Here is a 26,265-nt window from a genome sequence, read left to right on the forward strand (position 1 = left end):
GAAGATGAACAAACAGACATTGGTAATCAAGTTGGGTGGTGCCCTGATCGAGAGCGATGAGGCCCTGACCGCGCTGTTCGCGACCTTGAAGACCTTCCTGGACGAGCAGCACAGACCTCTGGTGCTGGTGCATGGCGGTGGCTGTCTGGTCGATGATCTGCTCAAGGGACTGGGGCTCACCTCCACCAAGAAGCATGGCCTGCGGGTGACCCCGTTCGACCAGATCCCCTTTGTCGCGGGCGCCCTGGCCGGTACGGCCAACAAGCAGATGATGGCCAAGGCCATCGCCTGCGGCATCCCGGCGGTGGGGCTCTGCCTAGCCGATGGCGGTCTGTGCCAAGTCGTGCAGCTGGATCCTGAGCTCGGCGCGGTCGGTGACTGTTCACCGGGCAACCCGGCGCTGGTGCACGGCATTCTCTCCCAGCAGTTCCTGCCGGTCATCAGCTCCATCGGCATCACGGCGGACGGCCAGCTGATGAACGTCAATGCGGATCAGGCCGCCACCGCCATCGCAGAAACACTGGATGCGGATCTGGTGATGCTGTCGGACGTGAGCGGCATCCTGGATGGCAAGGGCAAACTGCTTCCCCAGCTGGACAAGGCCACCGCTCAAGATCTGATGGAGAAGGGTGTCATCACCGATGGCATGGCCGTCAAGGTGAAGGCCGCGCTGCACGCAGCAGAAACCCTGGGCCAGCCGGTTTGTGTCGCCAGCTGGCGCTACCCGGATCAGCTGCTCAAGCTGCTTGGCGGCGCCGCCATCGGCACCCAGGTAACCCTCTAAGCGCGATAAAAGGACGATTCGATGCAACACCTGCTTAAAGACAGCGACCTCGACAAGGCCCAGATCCTGGCCCTGATTGCCCTGGGCAAGCAGGTCAAGGCAAATCCGAAAAAGTACGGCCAGGCCCTGGCGGGCAAGGCGGTGGTCACCCTGTTCGAGAAGCCTTCCCTGCGCACCCGGGTCACCTTCGACATCGGCATCGCCAAGCTGGGTGGCCATAGCGTCTACCTGGATCAGCAAAACGGTGCGCTTGGCAAGCGCGAGTCCGTGCAGGATTTCGCCGCCAACCTGTCCCGTTGGTGTGACGCCATCGTCGCCCGGGTGTTCGATCACCAGACGCTCGTGGATCTGCAGCGGTACGCGACCGTGCCCGTGGTCAACAGCCTGTGCAACCTCTACCACCCCTGTCAGGGGCTGGCCGATTTCATGACCATCGCCGAGCACTATGACGACTTGTCCAAGGTCAAGCTTGCCTACATGGGGGATGGCAACAACGTCAGTCACTCCCTGCTGCTGCTGGGGGCGACGCTCGGCACGGACGTGACCCTGATCTGTCCGAAAGGCCATGGCCCGGACACCCAGATATTCAAGCAGGCAGAGGCGCTGGCGGCCCTGTCCGGGGCGACCATTCATATCAGTGACGACGTAGCCGACATCGAGGGCTTCGATGTTGTCTACACCGATACCTGGGTCTCCATGGGTGACAACACCCCAATGGAGCAGGTAAAAGAGATCTTCATGCCTTATCAGATCAACCAGGCCCTGCTGGACCGGACCGGCATCCAGCATGTGCTGCACTGCCAACCGGCCCATCGGGAGCTGGAGATCACCTCGGAAGTGATGGATGGCCCCGCCTCCCTCATCCTGGACGAGGCAGAAAACCGGATGCATATCCAGAACGCCATCTTGCTGACCCTGATGGGCCACAGCTGAGCGACCGACCCTGTTTTTAATGTTTTCAAGATTGATCATGGAGAGAAGTAAATGAGTGGAATCAACAAGATAGTACTGGCTTACTCGGGCGGACTGGATACCTCGGCCATCATTCCCTGGCTCAAAGAGCACTACAACGCCGAGATCATCGCCTTCGTGGCCGATGTCGGTCAGGGTGAAGATGACCTGGAAGGGGTGGAAGAGAAGGCCCTGGCCTCAGGTGCTACCAAGTGCATCGTCTATGACCTGAAGGAAGAGTTCGTCAAAGAGTACGTCTACCCGACCCTGAAGACAGGCGCCATCTACGAAGGCACTTACCTGCTGGGTACCTCCATGGCCCGTCCGGTGATTGCCAAGGCCATGGTGGAAGTGGCCAAGGCCGAAGGGGCCGACGCCATCGCCCACGGTTGCACCGGCAAGGGCAACGATCAGGTGCGTTTCGAAGGGGCCGTGGCCGCGCTGGCTCCCCAGCTCAAAGTGATCGCCCCCTGGCGCATCTGGGACATGCGTTCCCGTGAAGAGCTGCTTGCCTATCTGGAAGCGCGCAGCATCCCCTGCAAGGCGACCCTGAAGAAGCTTTACAGTCGCGATGCCAATGCCTGGCACATCTCCACCGAGGGTGGCGAGCTGGAGAGCACCTGGAACGAGCCGTCCGACGCCGTCTGGCAGTGGACCGTCTCCCCGGAGCAGGCACCGAACGAGCCGGAATACGTCAAGCTGACCGTCAAGCAGGGTGAGATCGTGGCCGTGGACGACCAGGCCCTGAGCCCCTATCAGGTGCTGGTGACCCTGAACGAGCGCGCCGGCAAACATGGCGTCGGTCGTATCGACATCACAGAGAACCGTCTGGTGGGCATGAAGTCCCGTGGTTGCTACGAGACGCCGGGCGGCACCGTCATGATGGCGGCCCTACGCGCCATCGAAGAGCTGGTGCTGGACAAACCCACCCGCGCCTGGCGCGAGAAGCTCGGCGCCGAGTTCTCCCACCTGGTCTATGACGGCCGTTGGTTCACTCCGCTGTGCAAGGCGGTGCTGGCTTCCGCCAACGCCATCGCCGAGGATCTGGACGGCGAAGTGGTGCTGAAGATGTACAAGGGCCAGGTAAACGCGACCCAGAAGCGTTCCGCCAACAGCCTCTACTCCGAAGATTTCGCCACCTTCGGCGCCGACGAGGTGTACGACCAGAGCCATGCCGAAGGCTTCATCCGTCTCTACACCCTGGCTAGCCGTATTCGTGCCCTGAAAGAGCAGAATCTGACGGTGGGCGGCGACCATACCCACGGTTGATCGTCACCTTCATGACCAGATAAGCGAGGGGGCCTGGCCCCCTCATTTATCCAGGCGCCGTGATGGCTAAGGGTCAGGAGCCCTTAGCCATCGGGGTGAGAGGCCAGGCCATCGGGCCTCAGCGTGACGAAAGGCGCGCCAGCGCGCCCTCTTTTATGAGATAACCCTTCATCGAGAAACAAGCGGCAGGTGCCAAGCGCGCCGTCGGCAACGCATTCAAGGAGAGCAGTATGGCACTTTGGGGTGGACGCTTCAGTCAGGGAGCCGATAGTCGGTTCAAGCAATTCAATGACTCCTTGCGCTTTGACTACCGTCTGGCAGAGCAAGACATTCAAGGCTCCATGGCCTGGGCCCGCGCTCTGGTCACGGTCGGTGTCTTGACCAGCGATGAGCAAGGCAAGCTGCAACAGGCGATGGAAGTGCTGCTCGCCTCTGTGCAGCAGGATCCCCAGCAGATCCTCAGTTCCGATGCCGAGGACATTCACTCCTGGGTCGAGGGCAAGCTTATCGCCGCCGTCGGCGATCTTGGCAAGAAGCTGCATACTGGCCGCTCGCGCAACGATCAGGTCGCCACCGATCTCAAACTCTGGTGCAAGGCGCAAGGGGAGCTGCTTGCCGCTTCCATCACGGCCCTGCAATCCGGGCTGGTCGCTTCGGCCCGTGTCAATCAGGCCGCCGTGCTGCCGGGCTACACCCACCTGCAGCGTGCCCAGCCGGTCACCTTCGCCCACTGGGCCCTGGCCTATGTGGAGATGCTGGATCGCGACTATTCCCGTCTGCAGGATGCCCTGAAGCGCCTCGACACCAGCCCGCTCGGCTGCGGCGCCCTGGCGGGTACCGCCTATGCCATCGACCGTGAAGCGCTGGCGCTGGACATGGGCTTTGGTGGCGCGACCCGCAACAGCCTGGATTCGGTGTCGGACAGGGATCACGTGGTGGAGCTGATGCACGTGGCGTCCCTCTCAATGACCCACCTGTCGCGCTTTGCCGAAGACCTCATCTTCTACAACACCGGCGAGGCGGGCTTTGTCGAGCTCTCCGATGCGGTCACCTCGGGCTCCTCCCTGATGCCCCAGAAGAAGAACCCGGATGCCCTTGAGCTCATTCGCGGCAAGACAGGGCGGGTAGTCGGCGCCCAGATGGCCATGCTGATGAGCCTCAAGGCGTTGCCGCTGGCCTACAACAAGGACATGCAGGAAGACAAGGAAGGGCTGTTCGACGCCCTGGACACCTGGCACGACTGCCTGGACATGGCGGCCCTGGTGCTGATCGACTTGAAGGTGAACGGCGAGCGCACCAAGGCGGCGGCCCAGGGCGGCTACGCCAACGCCACCGAGCTGGCGGACTATCTGGTCGCCAAGGGCATTCCGTTCCGCGAGGCGCACCATATCGTCGGCGAGACCGTGGTCTACGCGATCCAGGTGAAGAAGCCCCTGGAAGAGCTCTCTTTGCCTGAGTTCCAGCGCTTCAGCCCGGTGGTGGGGGAGGATGTCTATCCGAACCTGGAGCTGGAAGCGACCCTGGCCAAACGGGTCGCCAAAGGCGGCGTCGCCCGCGAGCTGGTGGATGCGGCCCTCACCGCCGCCGAAGCCTGGCTGGCCAAGCGGGCGGGTTAACCCCACCGACTTGTCATTCGAATAATGAAAGCAAAACGGCAACCCGAGGTTGCCGTTTTTTGTTTGCCTGATGATGAATGAAGGGGAGGGGGATTGCCTGCCCAGATGCCAGGGAAAAGAGACCGTATCCTCAGCTCTGGTGCGTGGCATGGGCCCGCTGCACCGCCTGGGTGAGCAGGCTTTGCAACTGGCGTTCGGCCTCACCGGATCCATTGCCTGCTCCCAGCAGTACAACCCCCAGTGTGCCTGGCGACGGCAGCACATCGGCCAACGGGGAGAGAGAGGCCGGCATACCGATGGCAGAGCGCACTGTGATCCCGAGCCCTGCCTGCAAGGCCGCCCAGATGCCACCCAGGCTCTGGCTGGTGAAGGCGATGCGCCACGGGATACCTGCATCGTCCAGAGCCTTGAGGGCCCGTGATCGCATCAGGCAGGGGGCATCGAAGAGCACCAGGGGCAAGGGCTCTCCACGTGCCAGCAGGGGGGCCGGATCCCAGTTCGGGTGAGCAATCCACTGAAGTGACACTATGTCGATGAGATGGGCGTCCATCCTCTCTTCCGGGTGCTGCCAGGCCAGGGCCATGTCGAGGGTTCCCTCCCTGATCCCTTTCATCAGCTGCGCATTGCGATCGATGCGGGTCGTCATGCGAAGCGCGGGGTGCAGGCGACAGAGGGGCCCCAGCACAGCCGGCAGCAAAGACTCGCCAAAGTCTTCCTGAACCCCCAGCCTGATCTCTCCTTGCAGCAGTTCCCCTTTCAGGGCAAGCACGGCTTCGTCATTGAGATCCAGCAGCCGTTTCCCATAGCCCAGCAGCAGCTCGCCCTGGAGGGTAGGGACCAGGTGGCGCCCGCTGCGAGCGACCAGCGCCGTGCCACATTGCTGCTCGAGTTTTTTCAACTGGGCGCTGACCGCCGAGGTGGAACGACACAGCCGCTGCGCCGCCAGCGCAAAGTTGCCGCACTCCATGCCGACGACATAGCTGCGCAGGGCATCGAGATCCAGGTTCAGGGGAAGGGGTTGCATGATTGTCCTGATAATCGGGATTGATGGTCTTTTATATTTCGATTTTCTAAATTGTAGCAGTGGGAGAGAGTGGCTTCACCATCCAAGGAGATTGCCATGACCCATCCTGTTCTTGATCGTGACGACCTGGCGCTGGTGGCGCCGAGACTGTCCCAGCTGGCGGAAGAGACGCTGTTTGGCGATATCTGGCAGCGGCCCGCCCTGTCAGCCCGCGAGCGCAGCCTGATCACCCTGGCCATACTGGCGTCGCTGGGGCGGGTGCAACAGCTGCCGTGGCACATAGCGTTCGCCCAGCAAAACGGCCTGACACGGGATCAGCTGGAGGAGCTGTTCACCCATCTCGCCTTCTACGCCGGCTTGCCCGCCGCTGTGACCGCCGTGAGCCTGCTGCCCGCCCGCGAGGAGGCCACCCCATGCCGCTGACCCGCATCACGGTGCGCGAGGGGATGAGCGACGCGCGCCTGCAACAGCTCTCCGCGATCTATCACCAGACCCTGGTGGAGGTGTTCGAGGTGCCGCCGGAGGACAAGTTCCAGATCCTGGAGATCCTGTCGGCCAAGGCGCTCGTCTATCACCCCCACTACCAGACCGGCCACCGGGACGGCGACTTCATCCTCTTCCAGATCCTGGCGGGAAAGCCCCGCAGCACTGAGGTCAAGGAGCGGTTCTATGGGCGGCTCGCCGAGCGCCTGCATGGGGAGCTGGGGATCCATCCCGACAACCTCATGGTGGTGATCCAGCAAAACGGCAGCGAGGAGTGGAGCTTCGGGCGGGGTCTGATGTTCCAGCTGGGGGCGGCCATATGATCGCCATGCACTACAGATTCACCCTGCCCGCAGACTACGACATGGGGCTCATCGAGGCGCGGATTGCCAGCAATGGGGCCAGACTCGACGGCTTCCCCGGCTTGCTGTTCAAGGCCTATCTCTATGTCCGCCATGACGAGGCCGCCCTGCCATGCCGGGAGAATCGCTATGCCCCCTTCTATGTGTGGCAAAGCGCCGAGGCGATGCACCGATTCCTGGCAAGCGAGGGCTTCGCGGCGCTCACCAGGCAGTTTGGCTGGCCCCATATCGAGACCTGGCATCTGCTGTCAGCCCCGCAGATGGAGGATCTCGAGCAGGCCAGGGTGGCCATCTTGCGGCGCTCTCCCATTGCCCCCCATTCCAGCCTGGCCGAGCTGCACTCCGGGGCCATGCTGAGCGGATGGGATCTTTCCCGCTGGCAATGGCTGGAGGTGGATCTCCTGCCATCGCTCCCACAAGTGATGCCGGCAGGAGCCGATGCCTATCACATCGGCTATCTGGCCAAAGGGAGCCCTTTGTCCTGAACAGGTGACAGCCGTTATCCGTTGGCGGCCAAGGCTTTCTTCGGTGGTGCGCGGCAGGCAAACTCGAGATGATGTTCTCCCGCCACGGGATCATCCCGACGGGTTTAGTACGGACACACCACCACGGATAAAGGAGCCTGCATGTACCTGCCACCCCATTTCGCCGCCATAGATCCCGCCTCTTTGCATCGGCTGATGCGCGCTCATCCCCTGGGAGCCCTGGTCACCCAGGGTGAGCAGGGGCTGGATGCCAACCACCTGCCGTTCGAGTTCGATGCCGATGAGGGGGAGCATGGGATCTTGCGGGCCCATGTGGCGCGCAACAACCCGCTCTGGCAGGAGGTGAAGGAGGGGCAGGAGGTGCTGGTGATCTTCAGGGCCGCCGAGGGCTATATCTCCCCCAGCTGGTATCCGAGCAAGCAGGCGCACCACAAGCAGGTGCCCACCTGGAACTATGCCGTGGTCCATGCCCACGGCCGCATCCGGGTGCGGGACGATTCCCGTTTCGTGCGCCGCCTGCTCGCCACCCTGACTCGGACCCAGGAGGCTGAAGAGCCCGCTCCCTGGAAGATGGCGGATGCGCCGAGAGACTATATCGAAGCCATGGTGCAGGCCGTGGTGGGCATAGAGATCGAGATCGATCGGCTGGTCGGCAAGTTCAAGCTGAGCCAGAACAAGGAGAAAGAAGACAGGGAGGGCGCCATCCAGGGGGCCCGTGAGCGGGGTGGGGAGGCGCTGGCCAATGCCATGCAAGAGAGCATGCCAGCGGCCATGCCGCCTGCCGCAGCGCCTGCCGCAGCGCCTGCGGCAGACTAGCCACGCCGCCCCGGAGTCCGGGGTGAGAGCGAACAGAAGAAACGGCAACCTTGGTTGCCGTTTCTTTTGTTGCCGCGCCCGCTGCCTTGGCTTTTCGTCGGAGGGCTGTGCGGGGCGCCGGTCTCCTGCCATGTGCCCGGCGGCATCTCTATAGCTCGTCGAAGGGGCGGCGCTTCTCCTGCTCCAGCACTATGGCCTCCAGGTTGGCGACCCGCTCCTGCAACTCCTTGATGACGAGATCCTGCTTGCCGAGGCGATCCGTGATGCGGGCATCCCCCAGCTGGTAGCGGGCGCGCTTGCCGAGATAGCCGAACAGCACGCTGATAAAGACGATCAGGACGATGGCGGTCCACAGACTCATGTTTGCCTCCCTGGCAGCAGGACCCCGGTCGGGGTCAGTCCGGCCATTTTGACAGCCCCGCCCCGTCTTGCCCAGCGGGGGATCCCATCTTGGCTGATTTGTAAGAGTTTGGTTACAAAAAGCCTGCCAATTGCCTCGACCCTGGCGCGCCAGTGCTGGTAAGTTAGGCCGATCTTCGTAGCCAGATTGATAATGCCATGGACAGTAAAGTCATTCTCATCGTCGATGACAGCCAGGCGCTGACCGATACCCTCACCGAATATCTGGGCCGCGCCGGTTTCGAGGTACGCACCGCCTGTGATGGCGAGGCCATGTGGCAGCAGGTGCGCCAGGGCATGCCGGATCTGGTGATCCTGGACGTGATGCTGCCCGGGGATGACGGCTTCACCCTCTGCTCCCAGCTGCGCCGCCTCTCCAACGTGCCCATCATGATGCTGACCGCCGTGACCGAGGATGCGGATCGCATCGCCGGGCTCGAGATAGGGGCGGATGACTACCTCACCAAGAGTTTCAATCCCCGGGAGCTGCTGGCCCGGATCAAGGCGCTGCTGCGGCGCAGCCGTCTCACCCAGCAGGCGGCGACCGCCCGGCGCATCAGCTTCGGCCCCTGGACCCTGGACAGCGTGACCCGTCAGCTCTCCCGTGCGGGGGAGGCGCCGCGTCAGCTGTCGGGGGCCGACTACACATTGCTCGGCCTCTTCATTCGCCACCCCAACGAGTTGCTCAGCCGGGATCTCATCTCCCAGGAGATCTGGGGGAGGGAGAGCGACCCGTTCGAGCGGGGCATAGACGTGCAGGTCTCCCGGCTGCGCCAGGCCCTGGATGACAAGGATCGTACCCTGATCATGACGGTGCGCAACAAGGGCTACATGCTGGCGACCGAGACCGTCTATGAGGCCTAGCCGTGGCTGGGGGCCCCGCTCCCTGGCCAGCCGCACCAGCCTGTTCCTGCTGTGCGTCATCCTGGCGGCCGAGCTGTGCGCCGGTTATTTCTGGTATCGCCACAGCAATCAGGCTCAGGAGCAGGGGCTCATCAGCACGGTGCGCAGCATGGCCCTGAGCGCCTCCTCCACCATCGCCTTCTTTCGCAAGCTGCCCCAGGATTACCGCCATCTGGTGCTGGAGCAACTGCGCAACATGGGGGGCACCCGCTTCTTCGTCTCCCTCAACAATCACCCGCTGCCGGTGACCCCCATCTCGGGGTCGTCCCGCCGCGAGCACATGGTGACCGAGGTGCGGCGCGTGCTGCAGCAGGAGCTGGGCAGCGAGGTGACCACCCGGGTCGAGTTTACCAATCGTGCCGATCTGCGGGTGTTCAACACCGAGCTCCCCATCGACGACTTGCCCCTGAACTGGGCCCACTACAGTCTGGCACTGGGGGAGCTCAATCCGCCCATTCTGGTGATACAGATCGCTGTGTCGCCCACCGCCTGGTTCTATCTGGCGGCCGCGCTGCCCGCCCCTTATGACAGCCTGGATCCCCGCTTCTTCACCCTGAATCAGCTCGGCTTCATGCTGGGCTCGGCGCTCATCATACTGATTGCCACCTGGTGGGTGGTACGCAAGGAGATAAGGCCCATCCGCAACCTGGCGCGGGCCGCCACCTTGCTCGACAGCAAGCGGGAGGTGCCCGAGGTGCAGGAGGAGGGGAGCAGCGAGACCCGCGCCGCCATCCACGCCTTCAACAAGATGCAGCGGCGCATCAGCAGCCACCTGCATGAGCGGGATCTGCTGTTCAGCGCCATGTCCCATGATCTGAAAACCCCGCTGGCCTGCCTCAAGCTGCGCACCGAGATGCTGGATGATGCCGAGGTGCGGGACAAGTTCGCAGCCCATCTGGACGAGATGGAGCTGATGGTGAAGGGGGCCTTGCAGTGCATGAAGGAGACCCATATCCACGAGGAGATAGAGGCGCTGGATCTGATGGGCATGCTGCGCCGCTGTGGCGAGCTCTACAACCATGACGAGCCCAGGATGACGTTGCAAGGGCCGGCCAGCCTTATGCTGGTCGGCAAGCCTCTGGCCATCAAGCGCTGCCTGCAAAACATCATAGACAACGGCATCAAGTACGGAGAGCGCCTCTCGGTGCAGGTGGCGCGTCAGGGGGACAAGGTGAGGATCGCATTCAGCGACCAAGGGCCGGGTATCAGTCCGGCGCTGATGGAGCGGGTATTTGACCCCTACTTTCGGGTCGCGTCGACCAAGGCCCTGCCCGGCAGCGGGCTCGGCCTCACCATAGCCCGCCACATCGCCCGCATCCACGGCGGCGACATTCATCTTCACAATCATCAACCCCATGGTCTGACCCTGGTGCTGGAGCTCAATCTTGATTAATCCCTTGCGTGCCCTGACCTGGTTGACGGCCCTACCGCTACATTGTGCCCTGGCCAGCGAGGTGGAGATGCTGCACTGGTGGACCTCCCCCGGGGAGCGGGCCGCGTTTGACGTGGTGACCGCGCAACTGCAAGGGGCCGGGATCGATCTCAAGAACGCCGCCATCCTGGGGGGCGGGGGCAACAGTGCCATGGAGGTGCTCCAGGCCCGGGCCATTGCCGGCAATCCCCCCGCCCTGGCCCAGCTTGAGGGGCAGGCCATCGCCTCCTGGACCCTGCTCGGTTTCATCCAGCCCCAGGATGAGGTAGCAGTCGAACAGCACTGGGATCAGCAACTGCTGGGGGTCGCTCCCCAAGTAAACAAGATAAAGGGCCACTACATGGGGATACCTGTCAATGTCCATCGCCTCAACTGGATGTGGGTCAACCGCGCCCTGCTGGCCCGGCTCGACATGGCGCCGCCCACCGACTGGCCCGGCTTTCTCGATGCGGTGCGGGCCCTCAAGGCCAAGGGCATCAAGCCGCTGGCACTCGGCAACGATCCCTGGCAGGTGGCCCTGCTGTTCGAGAGTCTGGCCTTGGGGATGGGGGGCAAGGAGTACTACCAACGGGCCTTCGTCGAGCTGGACTCGACTGCGCTTGGCAGTGATACCAGTCGCCAGATCCTCGACAGGTTTCGCGAGTTGAGCGAGCTGGTGTTGCCGACCCTGAGCCAGCAGAGCTGGGATCAGGCCACCGCCGATCTTGCCGAGGGCAAGGCCGCCTTCCAGTTGATGGGGGACTGGGTGCTGGGGGATCTGCTGGCCCGAGGTGTGGCCGTGCCCGAGCAGATCCAGTGCCTGCCGGCGCCTGGCACCCAGGGGCTCTATGTCTACAACATGGACAGCTTCGTGATGTTCAACGCCAACCTGCCCAAAGACCATCTCGGGATTGCCAGGGCGCTGGCCAGCCCGGATTTCCAGCTCGCCTTCAACCGCGCCAAGGGCTCGATCCCGGTGCGCCGGGATCTCTCCCTGACCGATTTCAACCCCTGTGCCCAGTTGTCGCGCATCGACTACGACAGGGCCGAGGCCGCCGGCAACCTGATGCCGAGCGTGGCGGATTCCATGGCGTTGCATCCCCTCTATCAGAAGGCGGTCGAGAGCGAGCTCTATCGCTTCTTCAACCAGCCGGATCTTGATCGGGAAGGGGTGATCCGCCGCCTCGGCGCTGTGGCACGCACGGCCTCCGCCAAGGGGTGAACAAGTCGGCTTTGTAACCGTTTCATTACAATCCCATAGCCTATTGATACTCGCGGGCCGCGCCGACCCGGTAACATCTTCCGGACAACCATCAAAAAGGAATTGAGCCATGTCCGGATCGTTTTTCTCCCAGGCGCAGCGGGTCGGCCGCAGTCTGATGCTACCCGTGGCGACCCTGCCCGCCGCCGGCCTGATGCTGGGCATAGGCAACTTTGGTGCCCAGGGGCACCTCTTCCTGCCGGAGTCCTTCTGGAGCGTGCTGATGGTGTCGGGGGACTGGATCTTCGGCAACATGCCGATCCTCTTCCTGATCGGCATCGCCATCGGCCTTGCCCGCAACAATGACGGCACGGCCGCCCTGGCCGCCGTGGTGGGCTTCATCACCATGAACGCGGCCCTCGGCAAGACGGTGGTGTTGCGGGGTCTTGAGACCAACACAGAGGTGATGAGCATTCCCACCCTCAACATGGGGATCCTCGGCAGCATCTTGATGGGATCCCTGGCGGCCTACTTCTTCAACCGCTTCCACACCTTGAAGCTGCCTGAATACCTGGGCTTCTTCGCCGGCAAGCGCTTCGTGCCCATCATTACCGGCTTTAGCGGTATCTTCCTCGGGGTCATGCTTGGCTTCATCTGGCCCGTGGTTGGCTCCGCCATCTTCGAGTTCACCGCCTACCTGGGCACCTTGAACAAATCGGTCACCTTCGGCATCTATGGTCTGGTCGAGCGCGCCCTGATCCCGACCGGTTTGCACCACATCTGGAACGCCTTCTTCTTCAACGAGCTGGGCAGCTGGACCAACCCGCAGACCGGGGAAGTGGTAACGGGGGAGCTGGTGCGCTTCTTCAAGGGGGATCCCAATGCCGGTGGCCTGGCCGGTGGCTACATGTACTCCATGTGGGCCCTGCCTGCCGCGGCCCTGGCCATCTATAGCTGCGCCAAGCCCGAGAAACGCAAGCTGGTGGGCGGCCTCATGCTGTCGGCGGCCTTCACCTCCTGGCTGACCGGGATCACCGAGCCGGTGGAGTTCGCCTTCCTGTTCGTGGCGCCCATGCTCTATGTGGTTCACACCCTGCTGACCGGGGTCGCCTTCGCACTGACCAACTACCTGGGCATAGTGCACAGCACCGACTTTGCCCATGGCGCACTGCAGTTCTTCCTCTACCTGAATCTGCCCCAGACCCACAACACCTGGTGGTTCCTGATCATCGGGCCGCTCTGGGCGCTGCTCTACTTCTTCCTGTTCCGCTTCTTCATCCTGAAGTTCAACCTCAAGACGCCGGGGCGCGAGAGCGAGGCCTTGCAGGCAGTGGACGCCAAGGAGAAAGACGAGCTGGCACTGGATCTGGTCGAGGCCATGGGGGGCGCGGCAAACATAGAGCACCTGGATGCCTGCATCACCCGGCTAAGGGTCAGTCTGCACGACATCAAGCTGGCCGATATTGCCCGCATCAAGGCCCTGGGTGCCATCGACGTGCTGGTGGTAGGCAACAACCTGCAGGCCATCTTCGGCACCCGTTCCGACAACATCAAGACCGAGATGTCGGCGGCAATGGCGGTGTAAGCGCCTCAGGATCAGAGTGATGTACGCCGGGACCAGTGATTGCTCGTCGCTCAGGCCATATCAAGGCCGGGATGGCGGGGATTGGCGGTGTGATCCGCCCCATGGAAAGGTCCGCAACAAAAAGAGAGGGCCCCACCGCTGGTGGGGCCCTCTCTTTTTGGTGCAAGTGATGGGTCAGACCTGCCAGAAGGGGCGACTGAGCCAGAGCCCGAGCAAGAGCAACTGGCCCCAGACGATGGCCCAGAATCGGAGCCGGTAACTCCCCTTCTGGGTCTTGTGACGCAGCCAGTGGCGGGCGAGCAGGGCGCCGGGCCAGCCGCCGCACAGCTCCAGCATATGCAGGCGGGCCTCGGGAATGCGCCAGCCACCGCGCACCGCCTGACGCTTGTCCCAGGCGTAGGCGGCCAGGGTCAGCAGGCTCATCAGCACTATCAGGCCAAGGGGCCACCAGAGGCCGCTCTGCACGCCAAGCCAGCTGGTCCAGCCAAGCGGGATCAGGGCCAGCCCCATCATGACAGCAAGTCCGGATCCCGGATTTCACCCGGGTTGAGTTTGCGGATCACCTTGGCCGGATTGCCCACCGCCAGCGAGTCAGCGGGAATGTCGCGGGTCACCACGGCGCCTGCTCCTATGATGGAGCGAGGGCCTATGGTGACCCCGGGGCAGATGATGGCGCCACCGCCAATCCAGCAGTCATCACCGATGCGCACCGGCTTGTTGTAGGCGGTCCAGTTGCGCCGCTCCAGATGATCCATGCTGTGGGTGGCAGTATAGATCTGCACATTCGGCGCCAGCAAGACATGCTTGCCGATGTGCACCTCGCCGACGTCCAGAATGGTGACGTTGAAGTTGAAGAAGGTCTGCTCGCCCACATGGATGTTGCGGCCAAACTCACAGATGAAGGGGGAGCTTATCCAGCAAGAGGGCGGGCAGTGGCCAAACAGCTCGCCACAGAGGCGCTGGCGCGCGTCGCTCTCTCCTGCCGGGGTGGCATTGAGCCGTGCCAGCAGGGCCTGGCCACGGATGCGATCGTCGGCTATCTCCTTGCTCTGGCTATTGAGGGGGCCCCCGGCCAGTACCTTGTCCCAATCGCTCATCCTCTTGTCTCCCCCGGGAAAGCCTTGCTCCAGCCACACATAATCTAAGTCCTCTTGAGTCTGCAAGGCAGGGAGTATACGCCAGGGGTGGGGTCGCGTCAGGGATCCACGTCCCGGCGTGCCGAGGGAGAATGAGGAGGCGGGGCACCTCACAGCAGGGGCAGGATCAGCAAGGCAGAGACCAGATAGGCGAGCAAGACCATGAGGCCCAGGCGGCGCCCACCTATCACCAGAGCCAGCACGCCCTTGACCAGGGAGTTGACCAGGCCAGCCAGCAGTATGGCGCGGGCGGCGACTTCCAGCGCCAGCTCCTTGTTGGCCAGCTGGGCGAGGGAGAGGGTGATGGCATCCACGTCCGTGATACCTGAGACCAGGGCGAGCAGATAGATACCGGATCGGCCGACCTCGCTTTGCAGCAAGGTGGCGAGAAAGCCAATCAGCGCCAGCAGCAGGCCGAACTTGACGGCGGTGGCGAGATCGAGAGGATTGCGGGTTTCGGGCTGAACTGGATCATCCGGGGGCGCCTCCCGCTGGCGCCAGTACCAGAACGCAAAGCCATAGACGACAGCCCCCAGGATCAGCAGGGGCGGCGCGAGGTGCAGGGCCAGTTCCCGGTGAATGAGCAGCACCAGTACCAGCAGTCGCAGCCACATGGTGGCCCCGGCCAGCAGTATGCCGCTGGCCAGCAGTCGTTCCAGCCCTGCTTGTTCACGATTGAGCCGGGCAAATTGCAGGGTGAGAGCGGTGGAGGAGGCGAGCCCGGCCAGCATGCTGGTGAGCACCAGACCGGAACGGGTGCCGAGCAGACGCACCGCGAAGTGACCCGAAAACGAGATGCCGGCGATCACCACCACCATGAGCCAGATCTTGAAGGGGTTGAAGGCATTGAGGGGGCCCATCTCCTGGTTGGGCAGCACGGGCAGCAGCACCAGGGAGATGAGCAGGAAGCGCAAGGTGGCATGAAACTCCGTCTCACTCAGAAACAGCATGCCCTGCTGGATCTTGCCCTTGAGCCCCATCAGCAGCGCCGCCAGCACGGCGCAGGCCACCGCCTCGCTCGGACTCAGCAACACCGACATCAGTCCCAGCAGATAGGTGAGCACCATGGCCACCGAGCTGGTCAGACCGAACTCCCCCTGCCAGCGTTGGGCCAGCCAGACCGAGAGGGCGCAGCCCATCAGCACCACCAGCAGGCCGAGCAGCGCCAGCCAGGGGCCCAAGGTGGGCAGCAACAGGGCGCAGACCCCGCCGAGCAAGCCGATGAGCCCATAGGTTCGCATGCCAGCGATACGCTGGTTGTCTCCGAGCTGACGCACCTGCCAGCCCCGCTCAAGCCCGATGATGAGGCCGATGGCCAGGGAGACCAGGGCGGCATTGACCGGCTGGGCATTGATCCACATGGTGAGCTCCTCCTCATCGGCAACCCTGATGGCAGCGAGTGCCATCTCCCCATGTTCAGGATGGCACAAGCTCATGCCTGGCCGTGGGCCCTGGCTCACAGAGTCCGGGGGAGAGGGGGCGGATTTGATATGAGGAAATGAGATAAGCAAATCGTAATTTCTTGGTTCTTGGCATAACAAAGCTTGGGCATGCTGCACTTATTCCCAGATAAAGGAGTATCGCCATGACGTTAACCAAGACCGCCTTCGCCCTCTTCTCTTTGCTGACGCTGAGTCAGGCCCAGGCCGCCGAAATCCGGCTGCTCAATGTCTCCTACGACCCAACCCGGGAGTTGTTCCATGAATACAACGCCGCCTTCGCCAAGCAGTGGCTGGCCAAGACGGGGGATGAGGTCGTCGTGAGTCAATCTCATGGGGGCTCGGGCAAGCAGGCCCGCGCCGTGACCGAGGGGCTGGAGGCCGACGTGGTCTCCCTGGCCCTGGCCTATGACGTCAATGCCATTGCCAAGGAGGGATTGATTGCCGCCGACTGGCAGAGTCGGCTCGCCAATAACGCCGCGCCCTACACCTCCACCATCGTCTTCCTGGTGCGCAAGGGGAACCCCAAGCGGATCAAGGACTGGGACGATCTGGTGCGGTCCGATGTCGGCATAGTGACCCCGAATCCCAAGACCTCGGGTGGGGCGCGCTGGAACTACCTCGCCGCCTGGGGCTATGCCCTGAAGAGCACGGGCAGTGAGGAGGGGGCCAAGCAGTTTGTCGGCGAGCTGTTCAAGAACGTCAAGGTACTGGATTCCGGCGCCCGCGGTGCTACCACCAGCTTTACCGAGCGGGGTCTGGGGGATGTGCTGCTTGCCTGGGAGAACGAGGCGCTGCTGGTGCTGGATCAGCCGGGTAACCGCGACCAGTTCGAATTGGTCGTGCCCTCCGTCTCCATCCTGGCCGAACCGCCGGTGGCCGTGGTTGACAAGGTCGCCAGGAAACATGACACAACGGCGGTGGCCCAGGCATATCTCGATTACCTCTATTCCGACGAAGGGCAGCGCATCATCGCCAAGTATCACTACCGTCCTAGCCAGCCGAAGGCTCAGCAGGAAACGGCGGCCCAGTTCCCCACATTGGCCCTGTTTACCGTCAAGGAGCTGGCCGGGGATTGGGACCAGGCGCAGCAGAAACACTTCGCCCAGGGCGGCCTGTTCGACCAGATTTACCAGCCGGGCCGTTGAACACCAGCCGGTACGGCCTTGATGGCAAGGGATGAGCAAACGGAGGAGCGACATGATGGACAAGATCCTACTGGTCCCCGGCCTGCACAACAGCGGCCCGGATCACTGGCAGAGCCGCTGGCATCACGACTTTCCCCATTGGCAGAGGATGATGGGGTTGCCCTGGGACAAGCCGGATCTGACGGTGTGGAGCGCCAAGCTGGCGAGCAAGCTCAGGAGCCGGCGTGGCAAGGCGCATCTGGTGGCTCACTCCTTCGGTGCCCTGGCGGCTATCCGTGCCAGCAAGTTGCAGCCGGACAAGGTCGCCTCACTCTTTCTGGTAGCGCCTGCCGATCCCGGTCGTTTCGGTATCGCAGATGAGTTGCTGGCCGGGCCCCTCGGGGTCTGCGCCCAGCTGGTGGCGAGTCGAAGCGATCCCTGGATGAGCTTCGAGCGCGCCGAATATTGGCGACGACAGTGGCAATTGCCGCTGTTTGATGCCGGCGAGGTGGGTCACCTCAATGCCCAGTCCGGGCATGGGGAGTGGGCCAGCGGTCTGCAACTGCTCGGCGAGCTCTATCGCCGGGCCGAGTTGGTCGCCGACACGGTTTGAGTGCCGGGATCCCCCCTTTTGCAGGGCGTTGAGCGTGGTGTGACCGTTGTTCTCGGTAGAGGAGAGATAAAGCGGTGGGCATGGATAGCCCCCTGGACAGGAGATTTTTGATAGTGCTTGGCAAGCTCCTTGCTGACCCGCATCTGACAGTGCGGGTCTTTTTTATGGGCGGGCGCCGCTTAGCCAAAAAAGTGCTTAGCAAAGCCGTTATTGGCAGTTTGTTGTGTGGCTTGGAGTGCGCAGAATCACCCTATCGAAAACGACTTATAACAAACGGACTCGTTATGCGTTTTAGTTCTTACTCCGTCCTGCCAGGTCTTGGCACCACTCTCGGGTTCAGCCTGCTCTACCTGGGCTTGCTGGTCCTCTTGCCCATCGCCGCACTGTTGCTGTTTGCGGTCAACCATATGAGCGCCGCCGAGTTCTGGCAGGTGATCAGCTCCCCCAGGGTACTCGCCTCCTTTCGGTTGAGCTTTTTCGCCGCCTTCGCCGCCGCCCTGCTCAACAGTCTGTTTGGTCTGATCCTGGCGTGGGTGCTGGTGCGCTACCGCTTCCCGGGTCGCCGTCTGGTGGATGCCCTGATCGACCTGCCCTTCGCCATGCCGACGGCAGTCTCCGGCATCGCCCTGTGCGCCATCTTCGCCCCCAACGGCTGGATAGGCCAGGCCCTGGCCCCCCTTGATATCACCCTCGCCTACAACCCGGCTGGGGTAGTGATAGCCCTTACCTTTATCGGTCTGCCATTCGTGGTGCGTACTTTGCAACCCGTGCTGCGCGAGACCGAGGCTGAGCAGGAGGAGGCGGCAGCCAGTCTGGGGGCCGACCGCTGGCAGACCTTCACTCGCGTGCTGCTGCCGACCTTGATCCCGGCGCTGATCACCGGCTTTGCCCTGGCGTTTGCCCGCGGGGTCGGCGAGTACGGCTCCGTGATCTTCATCGCCGGCAACCTGCCCATGGTCTCCGAGATAGCCCCCTTGATGATCATGAGCCACCTGGAGGAGTACGACTATGCAGGGGCCAGCGCCATCGCCCTGGTCATGCTGCTCATCTCTTTCGTCATGCTGTTGCTGATTAACCAGCTGCAAGCTTGGAGCTGGGCCCGCATCGGAGGGAACCGGGCATGAACCCATTGACAATAAAGCTGATGCTGTTCGGGGCGACACTGTGGTTGTCCCGTTCAAGCTTGCCGCTCTGGCACTGGATTCACATTGGAGGGAGCCGAGTATGAATTCATCCGTAATCGCCGTGGATGCGAGCCCCAGCGTGGTGGGCGTTGCAGACAAACCTCAATCCCCCACCCGGGATCCGCACTGGGTCAAATGGCTGCTGGTCAGCCTGGGATTGGGCTGGTTCACCGTTCTGCTGTTGCTGCCATTGGCCACCATCTTTATCCAGGCGCTGCGCCCGGGGTTCTCCTTCTTCTGGCAAGCCATCAGCGATCCCGACGCCCTGAGTGCCCTTGGCCTCACCGCCCTGGTGACCCTCTGCTCAGTGCCGCTCAACGTTTTGTTCGGCCTGGCCGCGGCCTGGGCCATAGCGCGCTTTCGCTTCCCGGGGCGCCAGTGGCTCATCACCCTGATCGACTTGCCGTTCTCGGTGTCACCTGTGATCACCGGTCTCATGCTGGTGCTGCTGTTCGGCAGCCGGGGCTGGTTTGGTGACTGGTTGAGTGAGCACGACATCAAGGTCATCTTCGCCACCCCCGGCATCATATTGGCGACCACCTTCATCACAGTGCCCTTCGTGGTGCGCGAGCTGCTGCCGCAGATGGAGGCCCGTGGCCCGGAAGAGGAGGAAGCCGCCATCATGCTGGGGGCGAGCGGTCTGCAGATGTTCTGGCGCGTCACCCTGCCGGGCATTCGCTGGAGCCTGATGTATGGCGTGCTGCTCTGTACCGCCAGGGCCGTGGGGGAGTTTGGTGCCGTCTCCGTGGTCTCGGGTCACATCCGCGGCCAGACCAACACTCTGCCGCTCCATATCGAGATCCTCTACAACGAGTATCAGACCGGCGCTGCCTTTGCAGTCGCCAGCCTGCTCGCCCTGTTTGGCATCTTCACTCTGGTGGGGGAGACCCTGCTTAACCGGCTGCGTGGCCGGACCCCATCATCCCATCGCAAGCCGTAAGAGGTCGTCATGAGCATACAAGTGCAACAGCTGAACAAGCATTTCAATCAATACGCGGCGCTCAGCGACATCAACCTCGACTTCAAGGATGGTGAACTGGTCGCCCTGCTTGGCCCTTCCGGCTGCGGCAAGACCACCTTGCTGCGCATCATCGCCGGGCTGGAACAGGCGGATACGGGCCGCATCTTGATCCGGGGGGAAGACGCAGGATCCCTCCATGTGCGTGAGCGCAATGTGGGTTTTGTGTTTCAGCACTACGCCCTGTTTCGCCATATGACGGTGTTCGAGAACGTGGCCTTCGGCTTGAGGGTGAAGCCCAGAGCCGAGCGCCCCGGTGAGCCGGTCATCCGTGCCCGGGTCAGGGAGCTGCTGGATCTGGTACAGCTCAGCCATGTGGCGGATAGACATCCGACTCAGCTCTCCGGTGGTCAGCGCCAGCGAGTTGCCCTGGCGCGCGCCTTGGCGGTGCAACCCAAGGTGCTGCTGCTGGATGAACCCTTCGGTGCCCTCGATGCCCAGGTGCGCAAGGAGTTGCGTCGCTGGCTGCGCGAACTGCATAACGAGCTGCATGTCACCAGCCTGTTTGTCACTCACGATCAGGAGGAAGCGCTGGAGGTGGCGGATCGGGTGGTGCTGATGAATGCCGGCAAAGTAGAGCAGATAGGAACGCCGGTCGAGGTCTATGACAAGCCAGCCAGTGCGTTCGTGCACAGCTTCCTCGGCAGCGTGAACCTGTTCCATGGCAGGGTGGCGGCCCAGGGTTTTGGGGTCGGTGATCGGTTGCTCGCTGGCGGGCGCGCCGATCTGAGCCAAGGGAGCGCGGCCATCGCCTATGTGCGTCCTCACGAACTGGAACTGCATCCTCTCGAAGCCCACGGCGGCGTGGAGGCCACCATTAGCCGCCTGCTGCCCATGGGGCCGCGTATCAGAGTCGAACTGCGTGGCAGCGCAGAGACAAATGGGGCACTATTTGAAGCCGAACTGAGCCGCGTCGAGGCGACACAATTCAGCACCGGACAGAAGGTGCGATTGGTAGCCAGACAGGCTCAGCTCTACCCGGACTATCAGATTTAGGGGACGGGATAACGCCATCACCGGGGCACCCATTGCCAAGGGGCACCGTTATCATTCAAAGCCGAACGGAGCCGCGTCGAGGCGGCACAATTCAGCACCGGACAGACAGTGCGATTGGTGGCCAGACAGGCTCAGCGCTACCCGGACTATCAGATTTAGGGGACGGGATAACGCCATCACCGGGGCACCCATTGCCAAGGGGCACCGTTATCATTCAAAGCCGAACGGAGCCGCGTCGAGGCGACACAATTCAGCACCGGACAGAAGGTGCGATTGGTAGCCAGACAGGCTCAGCTCTACCCGGACTATCAGATTTAGGGGACGGGATAACGCCATCACCGGGGCACCCATTGCCAAGGGGCACCGTTATCATTCAAAGCCGAACGGAGCCGCGTCGAGGCGGCACAATTCAGCACCGGACAGACAGTGCGATTGGTGGCCAGATTGGCTCAGCGCGACCCTGACGACCAGATATAAAGCGGATGCAGCCCAGGGCGATGCGAACAGAGAAATGGAAACCGACATGCCAACCGGCATGGCGGGGTTATATCAAATGGGGGCAACCCTTGGCATGCAGGAGGCGAGGGTGAATTTTCAACAGTTAAGGATCATCAGGGAGGCGGCCCGGCGCGACTATAACCTGACCGAGGTGGCGAACGCGCTGTTCACCTCCCAGTCCGGGGTCAGTCGCCATATCCGCGAGCTGGAAGAGGAGCTCGGCATCGCCCTGTTCGTGCGCTATGGCAAGCGGCTGCTTGGCATGACGGAGCCGGGCAAGGAGCTATTGGTGCTCGCCGAGCGCATCCTCAATGACGCCAGCAACATCCGCAAGCTGGCCAGCGCCTTCGCCAACCGCGAGTCGGGGCGCTTGCTGGTGGCGACGACCCATACCCAGGCGCGCTATGCGCTGCCACGGGTGGTGAAGGCATTTCGTGAGCGTTTCCCCGAGGTGCAACTGGAGCTGCGCCAGGGGGGGCCAGAGGAGATAGTTCGGCTGCTGCAAACCGGTGAGGTGGATATCGGCATCAGCAGTGAGCAGCTCGACCGCAGCGAAGGCGTGGTGGCCTTTCCCTACTACCGCTGGCACCACAACATAGTGGTGCCTAGGGGCCATCCCCTGGCCGGGGAGGAGCCGCTCAGTCTGGCCGCCCTGGCCCAGTGGCCCATCATCACCTATCAGGCCGGGCTCACGGGTCGCATCAGGGTTGATGAGGCCTTCGCCGCCGCGGGTATTTCACCCCAGATCCTGCTGACCGCTCAGGACTCGGACGTCATCAAGACCTACGTGGAGTTGGAGATGGGCGTGGGCATCCTGGCGGACATGGCGTTCGATCCCCAGCGAGACCTGGGGCTCCATCAGCTCGATGGTAGTCGGTTGTTCGCCCCTCACACTGCCTGGATTGGCCTCAAGCAGGGGCAGTTCCAGCACAACTTCGCCTGGCAATTTATCCAGCTCTGCAACCCCGAACTGGCGCTGGCCGACATTCAGGCCCGGGCGCTGCACGGTGAGCCGCTCATCGATTACCAGATCTGAGTCTTTCGTCCTGTCGACAGGGAGCAGCTGATAAAACGGGGAGCCAAAGGCTCCCCGTTGTCTGGTCGGTCACGGCCTCAGGCCTTACTGCACCAATTGCCAGGCATCCTGCCAATGGCTGCCAACTCCTGGCTCATAGTGAGTGGCGTTGCTGCTCCACTGGCTGCACCAGCCTTCGGCGGGGAAAGGTTTGCACTGGTAGATCTTGCCATCTTTGGGTTGCAGCACCCTGATCCCGCTCTTGTAGGCCGAGAGAGAGGCAGGGAACACATATTGGTAATCGCCGCTGACCGGATCTTGCAGCATGAGATCGACGGTCTGCTGCAAGATGGATCCGCCCCCTTTGGGAGTGCCTGCGAGCACCAGCTGGTGGTGACCGGCGCTGAGGTCGGTCAGCGCAAGGCTCAGACTCTGGCTGGCATCCTTGATGTCGGCCTGGATCTGCCCTTTGGCTGCGCCGCCATGGTCATAGAGGGTGGCGGTCACGGCCAGATCTCCCTGCACCGCCAGGGTGAAGTCGAGCTTGAGCTTGCCGCCATCGAGGGGGTAGCTGTCGCTCAGACCGCTCACCGCCATGCTGTCTGTCTGGGGAGGTTGCTGCTGTTCTAGCTGGATCTCGACCCGCGCCAGGCCGCTACCCGCCTTCAGATAGATGGGGTTCTGGCCGTAGACGGGGTTGAAGCTGTCGCCACTGCCCGGCTGGCCGGCGCGGATCTGGCTCTGCTCGGCGTTTATCTGGCTGGCCAGGGCCTGCGCCCAGTTGTTTTTGAGCCCTTGCTCGTCACTGGTGACGGTGAGTACCGTCTGCAGATCGGGACGCTCGCCATTGGCATCGAACACCCGGGTCATGGCCTTGTCTCCTGTCCGGAGATCCAGAGAGGGATAGATGGTGCCGCTCTGGCTCCAGGTCAGCGGCGGCAGATCACCCTCCTGGAAACGGGCATCGATCAGGTTGTAGAAGCTGTTGGGTGTATCCCCGACTTCCCAGACTCCCAGGATCAGCTGGTAGCCGGTGCGCTCTGGCAGGGTACAGCTGTGGGTCATCTGTTTGGGTGGCTGCACCATGCCGCCGTCGATGACACAGAAGGGGGTCAGATCGAAGCTATTTCGGCTTATGGGCTGGTTGGGATCCCAATCCTGCCTGGTGAGGTAGTAGCGCCAGTTGCGGGTGACATGATTGGCGGTAAAAGTCCAACTGATGTCGATGGGGCCCGCGCTGACACTGCGTTTGGTCCAGCGATCGCTGGTCTGGGCGTTCAACTCGGCGAACTGGGCATGGCCGGCTGCGGCTATTTCGCCATCAACAGGACCGCCGTCCGGGAAGCCGGACGGGGCTTCCAGGCTCTGAGGTTCCCACTGGATGGCGCCGCAGCCAATGTTGCCGCCGTTCTTGCACAGAGTGTTGCGGGCTTCCGGGCTGCTGATGTAGCCGTGGGCGAGGGCGCCACCACTGGCCAGCAGGGCGGTGATGACGGCAAGACGATGAAGTGGTTGATTCACTGCCATAGATTCCTTGTATTGAGTCTGTCTGGGCAGTCAGCTTGGCGGGGAACCCCCGAACACCTGCTGCAACCCCGCTATCCCTTGACTGGTCAGGGGACCGGAGGCTTTGCGTCCTGGCCTCTCGACCAGTTTGCCAAATGACTGTGTCTGGGTGTCGGTTTCATTCGACGACCAATAATGGCTAATTTTGAACAAAAAATTAACATAAATTAGCAAAAAAGGAACTGACCGGAGCTGCCGACCACCTTTTGTGCGACAGCGGATGGCTTGCCTGCTGAAGAAATAATCGTGCTATTACCTGCTAATGGTTTGAAATAACAGCCATTGTTCAGAGGTGATGGAGGGCGCAGACAGATGGTTTGGCTTCTGCTAGCGTGGAACAGCGCATCCCAGCGTACATAGCATCAGGGCCAACCCGGATTGACCCCATCACAACAAGAGGGAACTTATGAATTCCATTGCCAGGAATTACTTCAACCAGTTGAATCAGGACTATCTGGCGCTGCACAGGCGCAAAGAGGATCTGTTCTGGTCGACTTATATGGGTACCAGCGATGATCAGGCTGGCTTCACCGCGGCCGAGCAGGCCTACAAGGGGTTTTGTGCCAATCCGGCCCGGTTGCCGGAGCTCAGAGCCATGCTGGCCCAGGCCGAGGAGACGGATCTCAAGCGGGGGCTTGCGGGCTGGCTGGCCTTCTTCGAGTGCAATGTCATCGAGGATCCGGCCGCCGCCGCCCTGATGGACGAACTGGTGGCCGCCGAGGCCAAGCTCTTCGCCCGCCGCAAGGAGCTCAAGCTGGAGCTGCTGGACGAACAGGGCCGGACAGTTCCCGGCAGTTTGCCCGCCGCCGGTGCCTCTCTGGTCGCGAGCCCGGTTGAAGCCGTGCGCGCCAGCGCCGTGGCACTCTTCCATACTCTGGAGCAGTGGGCCCTGGACTCGGGCTTCCTGGAGATCGTTCAGCTGCGCAATCGCTTTGCCCGCACCATGGGTTATCGCGACTACTTCGAATACAAGGTGCGCAAGAATGAGCAGATGAGCCCAGAGCAGCTGTTTGTCATTCTGGATGATTTCATCGCCCGCACCGAGGCGCGTACCCGCCAGAGCCTGGCCGAACTTAAAGAGGCCAAGGGGGAGGCGGCGCTGCAGCCCCATAACCTGCGCTTCTCGGTGAGTGGCGACGTGACCCGCCAGCTCGATCCCTATGTCCCTTTCTCCCGTGCCTTGCAAGATTGGGTGCAGAGCTTCCGCCGCCTCGGCATCCAGTACCGGGATGCCGTGCTGACCCTGGACTTGCTGGACAGGCCCGGCAAGTATGAGAACGGCTTCTGCCATGGCCCAGTGCCGAGCTTCTGGCAGGAGGGGCAGTGGGTGCCGGCCGTGGTCAACTTCACCAGCCTGGCCAACCCGGGTCAGGTCGGCAGCGGCTGGAGCGGGCTCAATACCCTGTTCCACGAAGGAGGGCATGCCGCTCATTTTGCCAACGTGACCGGCAATGCGCCCTGCTTCTCTCAGGAGTTTCCTCCCACCTCCATGGCGTATGCCGAGACCCAGTCCATGTTCTGTGACAGCCTGCTCGAAGATGCGGACTGGCTGAAACGTTATGCCAAGGACGAGCACGGCACCGCCATTCCGGATGTGCTGATTGAAGAGATGATTGCGGCACGCCAACCGTTTCGGGCCTTCAATGAACGTCAGATAGCCCTGGTCGCCTATTTCGAGCGGGATCTCTATGCCATGAGCGATGAGGAGCGCAGCCCGGAGACCGTGCTGGCCCTGGCTCGCCAATGGGAACGGCAGATCCTGGGAGTCGAGAGTCCGCGCCCCTTGCTCGCCATTCCTCATCTGCTCAATCAGGAGTCGGCCTGCGCCTATCATGGTTATCTGCTGGCCCTGATGGCAGTGGAGCAGACCCGGGCCTACTTCCTCAAACGCGACGGCTATCTCACCGACAATCCGCGCATAGGCCCGGATCTTGCCGCCCATTACTGGGGGCCTGGCAACGGCATGACCCATGACCAGACGCTGCAGAGCCTCACCGGCGAGGGATTCAGTGCCCGGCCGCTGGCCGATGCCTGCAATCTGGATGTCGCCCAGGCCTGGCAGCAAGCTCAGGCTTGCATGGCGGCGGCGCAGCAACGGCCACCGGCCGCTGAGGGCGCGCCACTCAATGCCCATATTCGAGTGGTCCATGGTGACAAGCTGGTGGCGGATAACAGCCAGTCCGAACTCAGGATGCTGGCTGACTTCGCCGCCTGGATCCGCGGCTGTTATCAGCCCTGATCCGCAGTCATCCTCTGAGTTCTCCCATCCATCAATGAGCCCCGTCCTTGGCAGGGCTCATTATTTGGCATGCGCCCGGTCAGCACCTTGGCTCGGCTGGGTGAGCAAGGATTGCAAGCTGGAACCTAATCGGGTTTGAGCGAAT

At 62.5% G+C, this 26,265-nt stretch carries 25 protein-coding genes and 1 riboswitch; of the genes, 19 read left to right on the forward strand and 6 right to left on the reverse strand.

Translation table 11 applies throughout. From position 1 onward, the window contains the following. Positions 1–4 precede the first annotated feature (4 nt). From argB to argH, 4 genes are all read left to right on the forward strand, one after another. Positions 5–784 carry an acetylglutamate kinase gene (gene argB / locus ACSMDR_RS12395; protein ID WP_005891808.1) on the forward strand — a complete coding sequence of 260 codons (780 nt, stop codon included), beginning with the start codon at positions 5–7 and terminating at the stop codon, positions 782–784. 21 nt (positions 785–805) lie between these two features. Continuing rightward, a complete protein-coding gene (locus tag ACSMDR_RS12400; RefSeq protein ID WP_436468449.1) occupies positions 806–1,717 on the forward strand; it encodes an ornithine carbamoyltransferase in 912 nt (303 codons plus the stop codon). A gap of 51 nt (positions 1,718–1,768) precedes the next feature. After that, positions 1,769–3,004: an argininosuccinate synthase gene (locus ACSMDR_RS12405; RefSeq protein ID WP_436468450.1), complete on the forward strand. Its 1,236-nt coding sequence runs from the start codon at positions 1,769–1,771 to the stop codon at positions 3,002–3,004. 230 nt (positions 3,005–3,234) lie between these two features. After that, positions 3,235–4,620, forward strand: a complete 1,386-nt coding sequence (gene argH, locus ACSMDR_RS12410; RefSeq protein ID WP_436468451.1) for an argininosuccinate lyase — start codon at positions 3,235–3,237, stop codon at positions 4,618–4,620. A gap of 130 nt (positions 4,621–4,750) precedes the next feature. Here the strand turns inward: argH and ACSMDR_RS12415 are convergent, their stop codons facing one another. Beyond that, positions 4,751–5,644, reverse strand: a complete 894-nt coding sequence (locus tag ACSMDR_RS12415; RefSeq protein ID WP_436468452.1) for a LysR substrate-binding domain-containing protein — start codon at positions 5,642–5,644, stop codon at positions 4,751–4,753. 96 nt (positions 5,645–5,740) lie between these two features. Here ACSMDR_RS12415 and ACSMDR_RS12420 point away from each other — a divergent pair, with 96 nt between their 5' ends. From ACSMDR_RS12420 to ACSMDR_RS12435, 4 genes are all read left to right on the forward strand, one after another. Beyond that, on the forward strand, positions 5,741–6,067 hold the full coding sequence (locus ACSMDR_RS12420) for a carboxymuconolactone decarboxylase family protein (RefSeq protein WP_436468453.1): 327 nt from the start codon (positions 5,741–5,743) through the stop codon (positions 6,065–6,067). Next, positions 6,058–6,450 carry a tautomerase family protein gene (locus ACSMDR_RS12425; RefSeq protein WP_436468454.1) on the forward strand — a complete coding sequence of 131 codons (393 nt, stop codon included), beginning with the start codon at positions 6,058–6,060 and terminating at the stop codon, positions 6,448–6,450. Before ACSMDR_RS12420 ends, ACSMDR_RS12425 begins: the two co-directional genes overlap by 10 nt. Before the next feature lie 5 nt (positions 6,451–6,455). Continuing rightward, the gene (locus tag ACSMDR_RS12430) at positions 6,456–6,974 is read left to right on the forward strand and encodes a DUF4865 family protein (RefSeq protein WP_436468455.1); all 519 of its coding nucleotides are present in this window, start codon (positions 6,456–6,458) and stop codon (positions 6,972–6,974) included. A 141-nt stretch (positions 6,975–7,115) separates the two neighbouring features. Beyond that, complete coding sequence (locus ACSMDR_RS12435) at positions 7,116–7,790, forward strand: FMN-binding negative transcriptional regulator (RefSeq protein ID WP_436468456.1); 675 nt, start codon at positions 7,116–7,118, stop codon at positions 7,788–7,790. Between the two features lie 148 nt (positions 7,791–7,938). Here the strand turns inward: ACSMDR_RS12435 and ACSMDR_RS12440 are convergent, their stop codons facing one another. Continuing rightward, positions 7,939–8,151 (reverse strand): hypothetical protein, encoded by a 213-nt coding sequence (locus ACSMDR_RS12440; RefSeq protein WP_392442281.1) that lies wholly within the window; start codon positions 8,149–8,151, stop codon positions 7,939–7,941. Positions 8,152–8,348: 197 nt separating this feature from the next. Between ACSMDR_RS12440 and ACSMDR_RS12445 the strand changes: the two genes are divergently transcribed. The 4 genes from ACSMDR_RS12445 to ptsG all read left to right on the forward strand — a co-directional run bounded on the left by ACSMDR_RS12445 (position 8,349) and on the right by ptsG (position 13,289). After that, positions 8,349–9,053, forward strand: a complete 705-nt coding sequence (locus tag ACSMDR_RS12445) for a response regulator (protein WP_005891778.1) — start codon at positions 8,349–8,351, stop codon at positions 9,051–9,053. After that, positions 9,043–10,485: a sensor histidine kinase gene (locus ACSMDR_RS12450; RefSeq protein ID WP_436468457.1), complete on the forward strand. Its 1,443-nt coding sequence runs from the start codon at positions 9,043–9,045 to the stop codon at positions 10,483–10,485. Before ACSMDR_RS12445 ends, ACSMDR_RS12450 begins: the two co-directional genes overlap by 11 nt. Next, positions 10,478–11,725 carry an ABC transporter substrate-binding protein gene (locus tag ACSMDR_RS12455; protein ID WP_436468458.1) on the forward strand — a complete coding sequence of 416 codons (1,248 nt, stop codon included), beginning with the start codon at positions 10,478–10,480 and terminating at the stop codon, positions 11,723–11,725. The genes ACSMDR_RS12450 and ACSMDR_RS12455 overlap by 8 nt, the downstream gene beginning before the upstream one ends. Before the next feature lie 109 nt (positions 11,726–11,834). After that, positions 11,835–13,289 (forward strand): glucose-specific PTS transporter subunit IIBC, encoded by a 1,455-nt coding sequence (gene ptsG, locus ACSMDR_RS12460; protein ID WP_436468459.1) that lies wholly within the window; start codon positions 11,835–11,837, stop codon positions 13,287–13,289. Positions 13,290–13,463: 174 nt separating this feature from the next. Here ptsG and ACSMDR_RS12465 read toward each other — a convergent pair whose 3' ends face one another. The 3 genes from ACSMDR_RS12465 to ACSMDR_RS12475 all read right to left on the reverse strand — a co-directional run bounded on the left by ACSMDR_RS12465 (position 13,464) and on the right by ACSMDR_RS12475 (position 15,786). Further along, on the reverse strand, positions 13,464–13,802 hold the full coding sequence (locus tag ACSMDR_RS12465; protein WP_436468460.1) for a DUF1294 domain-containing protein: 339 nt from the start codon (positions 13,800–13,802) through the stop codon (positions 13,464–13,466). Continuing rightward, positions 13,799–14,386 carry a sugar O-acetyltransferase gene (locus tag ACSMDR_RS12470; protein ID WP_436468461.1) on the reverse strand — a complete coding sequence of 196 codons (588 nt, stop codon included), beginning with the start codon at positions 14,384–14,386 and terminating at the stop codon, positions 13,799–13,801. The genes ACSMDR_RS12465 and ACSMDR_RS12470 overlap by 4 nt, the downstream gene beginning before the upstream one ends. Before the next feature lie 149 nt (positions 14,387–14,535). Then, on the reverse strand, positions 14,536–15,786 hold the full coding sequence (locus tag ACSMDR_RS12475) for an MgtC/SapB family protein (protein WP_436469317.1): 1,251 nt from the start codon (positions 15,784–15,786) through the stop codon (positions 14,536–14,538). Between the two features lie 224 nt (positions 15,787–16,010). Here ACSMDR_RS12475 and ACSMDR_RS12480 point away from each other — a divergent pair, with 224 nt between their 5' ends. From ACSMDR_RS12480 to cbl, 6 genes are all read left to right on the forward strand, one after another. Beyond that, positions 16,011–17,012, forward strand: a complete 1,002-nt coding sequence (locus ACSMDR_RS12480; RefSeq protein WP_436468462.1) for a sulfate ABC transporter substrate-binding protein — start codon at positions 16,011–16,013, stop codon at positions 17,010–17,012. 55 nt (positions 17,013–17,067) lie between these two features. After that, the gene (locus ACSMDR_RS12485) at positions 17,068–17,604 is read left to right on the forward strand and encodes an RBBP9/YdeN family alpha/beta hydrolase (RefSeq protein WP_005891752.1); all 537 of its coding nucleotides are present in this window, start codon (positions 17,068–17,070) and stop codon (positions 17,602–17,604) included. Between the two features lie 284 nt (positions 17,605–17,888). Further along, positions 17,889–18,728, forward strand: coding sequence for a sulfate ABC transporter permease subunit CysT (cysT, locus tag ACSMDR_RS12490; protein ID WP_436468463.1), 840 nt, complete (start codon positions 17,889–17,891; stop codon positions 18,726–18,728). A gap of 100 nt (positions 18,729–18,828) precedes the next feature. After that, positions 18,829–19,728: a sulfate ABC transporter permease subunit CysW gene (gene cysW / locus ACSMDR_RS12495; RefSeq protein ID WP_436468464.1), complete on the forward strand. Its 900-nt coding sequence runs from the start codon at positions 18,829–18,831 to the stop codon at positions 19,726–19,728. 9 nt (positions 19,729–19,737) lie between these two features. Beyond that, positions 19,738–20,802: a sulfate/molybdate ABC transporter ATP-binding protein gene (locus tag ACSMDR_RS12500; RefSeq protein ID WP_436468465.1), complete on the forward strand. Its 1,065-nt coding sequence runs from the start codon at positions 19,738–19,740 to the stop codon at positions 20,800–20,802. A 586-nt stretch (positions 20,803–21,388) separates the two neighbouring features. After that, on the forward strand, positions 21,389–22,336 hold the full coding sequence (gene cbl / locus ACSMDR_RS12505) for an HTH-type transcriptional regulator Cbl (RefSeq protein ID WP_040319442.1): 948 nt from the start codon (positions 21,389–21,391) through the stop codon (positions 22,334–22,336). Positions 22,337–22,420: 84 nt separating this feature from the next. On the opposite strand, the gene gbpA is transcribed toward cbl, so the two are convergent. Then, on the reverse strand, positions 22,421–23,842 hold the full coding sequence (gene gbpA, locus ACSMDR_RS12510; protein WP_436468466.1) for an N-acetylglucosamine-binding protein GbpA: 1,422 nt from the start codon (positions 23,840–23,842) through the stop codon (positions 22,421–22,423). A gap of 58 nt (positions 23,843–23,900) precedes the next feature. Next, positions 23,901–23,984: riboswitch (cyclic di-GMP riboswitch) on the reverse strand. 303 nt (positions 23,985–24,287) lie between these two features. Between gbpA and ACSMDR_RS12515 the strand changes: the two genes are divergently transcribed. After that, positions 24,288–26,120 (forward strand): M3 family metallopeptidase, encoded by a 1,833-nt coding sequence (locus tag ACSMDR_RS12515; RefSeq protein WP_436468467.1) that lies wholly within the window; start codon positions 24,288–24,290, stop codon positions 26,118–26,120. The last annotated feature ends 145 nt before the right edge of the window (positions 26,121–26,265 follow it).

This window comes from Aeromonas molluscorum, from assembly GCF_051376105.1.
GTDB classification, from domain to species: Bacteria; Pseudomonadota; Gammaproteobacteria; order Enterobacterales; family Aeromonadaceae; genus Aeromonas; species Aeromonas molluscorum.

Coding starts and splice junctions, on each gene's coding strand:
- argB (WP_005891808.1), top strand. CDS start 5: ATGAACAAACAGACATTGGTAATCAAGTTGGGTGGTGCCCTGATCGAG.
- ACSMDR_RS12400 (WP_436468449.1), top strand. CDS start 806: ATGCAACACCTGCTTAAAGACAGCGACCTCGACAAGGCCCAGATCCTG.
- ACSMDR_RS12405 (WP_436468450.1), top strand. CDS start 1,769: ATGAGTGGAATCAACAAGATAGTACTGGCTTACTCGGGCGGACTGGAT.
- argH (WP_436468451.1), top strand. CDS start 3,235: ATGGCACTTTGGGGTGGACGCTTCAGTCAGGGAGCCGATAGTCGGTTC.
- ACSMDR_RS12415 (WP_436468452.1), bottom strand. CDS start 5,644: ATGCAACCCCTTCCCCTGAACCTGGATCTCGATGCCCTGCGCAGCTAT.
- ACSMDR_RS12420 (WP_436468453.1), top strand. CDS start 5,741: ATGACCCATCCTGTTCTTGATCGTGACGACCTGGCGCTGGTGGCGCCG.
- ACSMDR_RS12425 (WP_436468454.1), top strand. CDS start 6,058: ATGCCGCTGACCCGCATCACGGTGCGCGAGGGGATGAGCGACGCGCGC.
- ACSMDR_RS12430 (WP_436468455.1), top strand. CDS start 6,456: ATGCACTACAGATTCACCCTGCCCGCAGACTACGACATGGGGCTCATC.
- ACSMDR_RS12435 (WP_436468456.1), top strand. CDS start 7,116: ATGTACCTGCCACCCCATTTCGCCGCCATAGATCCCGCCTCTTTGCAT.
- ACSMDR_RS12440 (WP_392442281.1), bottom strand. CDS start 8,151: ATGAGTCTGTGGACCGCCATCGTCCTGATCGTCTTTATCAGCGTGCTG.
- ACSMDR_RS12445 (WP_005891778.1), top strand. CDS start 8,349: ATGGACAGTAAAGTCATTCTCATCGTCGATGACAGCCAGGCGCTGACC.
- ACSMDR_RS12450 (WP_436468457.1), top strand. CDS start 9,043: ATGAGGCCTAGCCGTGGCTGGGGGCCCCGCTCCCTGGCCAGCCGCACC.
- ptsG (WP_436468459.1), top strand. CDS start 11,835: ATGTCCGGATCGTTTTTCTCCCAGGCGCAGCGGGTCGGCCGCAGTCTG.
- ACSMDR_RS12465 (WP_436468460.1), bottom strand. CDS start 13,802: ATGATGGGGCTGGCCCTGATCCCGCTTGGCTGGACCAGCTGGCTTGGC.
- ACSMDR_RS12470 (WP_436468461.1), bottom strand. CDS start 14,386: ATGAGCGATTGGGACAAGGTACTGGCCGGGGGCCCCCTCAATAGCCAG.
- ACSMDR_RS12475 (WP_436469317.1), bottom strand. CDS start 15,786: ATGTGGATCAATGCCCAGCCGGTCAATGCCGCCCTGGTCTCCCTGGCC.
- ACSMDR_RS12480 (WP_436468462.1), top strand. CDS start 16,011: ATGACGTTAACCAAGACCGCCTTCGCCCTCTTCTCTTTGCTGACGCTG.
- ACSMDR_RS12485 (WP_005891752.1), top strand. CDS start 17,068: ATGGACAAGATCCTACTGGTCCCCGGCCTGCACAACAGCGGCCCGGAT.
- cysT (WP_436468463.1), top strand. CDS start 17,889: ATGCGTTTTAGTTCTTACTCCGTCCTGCCAGGTCTTGGCACCACTCTC.
- cysW (WP_436468464.1), top strand. CDS start 18,829: ATGAATTCATCCGTAATCGCCGTGGATGCGAGCCCCAGCGTGGTGGGC.
- ACSMDR_RS12500 (WP_436468465.1), top strand. CDS start 19,738: ATGAGCATACAAGTGCAACAGCTGAACAAGCATTTCAATCAATACGCG.
- gbpA (WP_436468466.1), bottom strand. CDS start 23,842: ATGGCAGTGAATCAACCACTTCATCGTCTTGCCGTCATCACCGCCCTG.
- ACSMDR_RS12515 (WP_436468467.1), top strand. CDS start 24,288: ATGAATTCCATTGCCAGGAATTACTTCAACCAGTTGAATCAGGACTAT.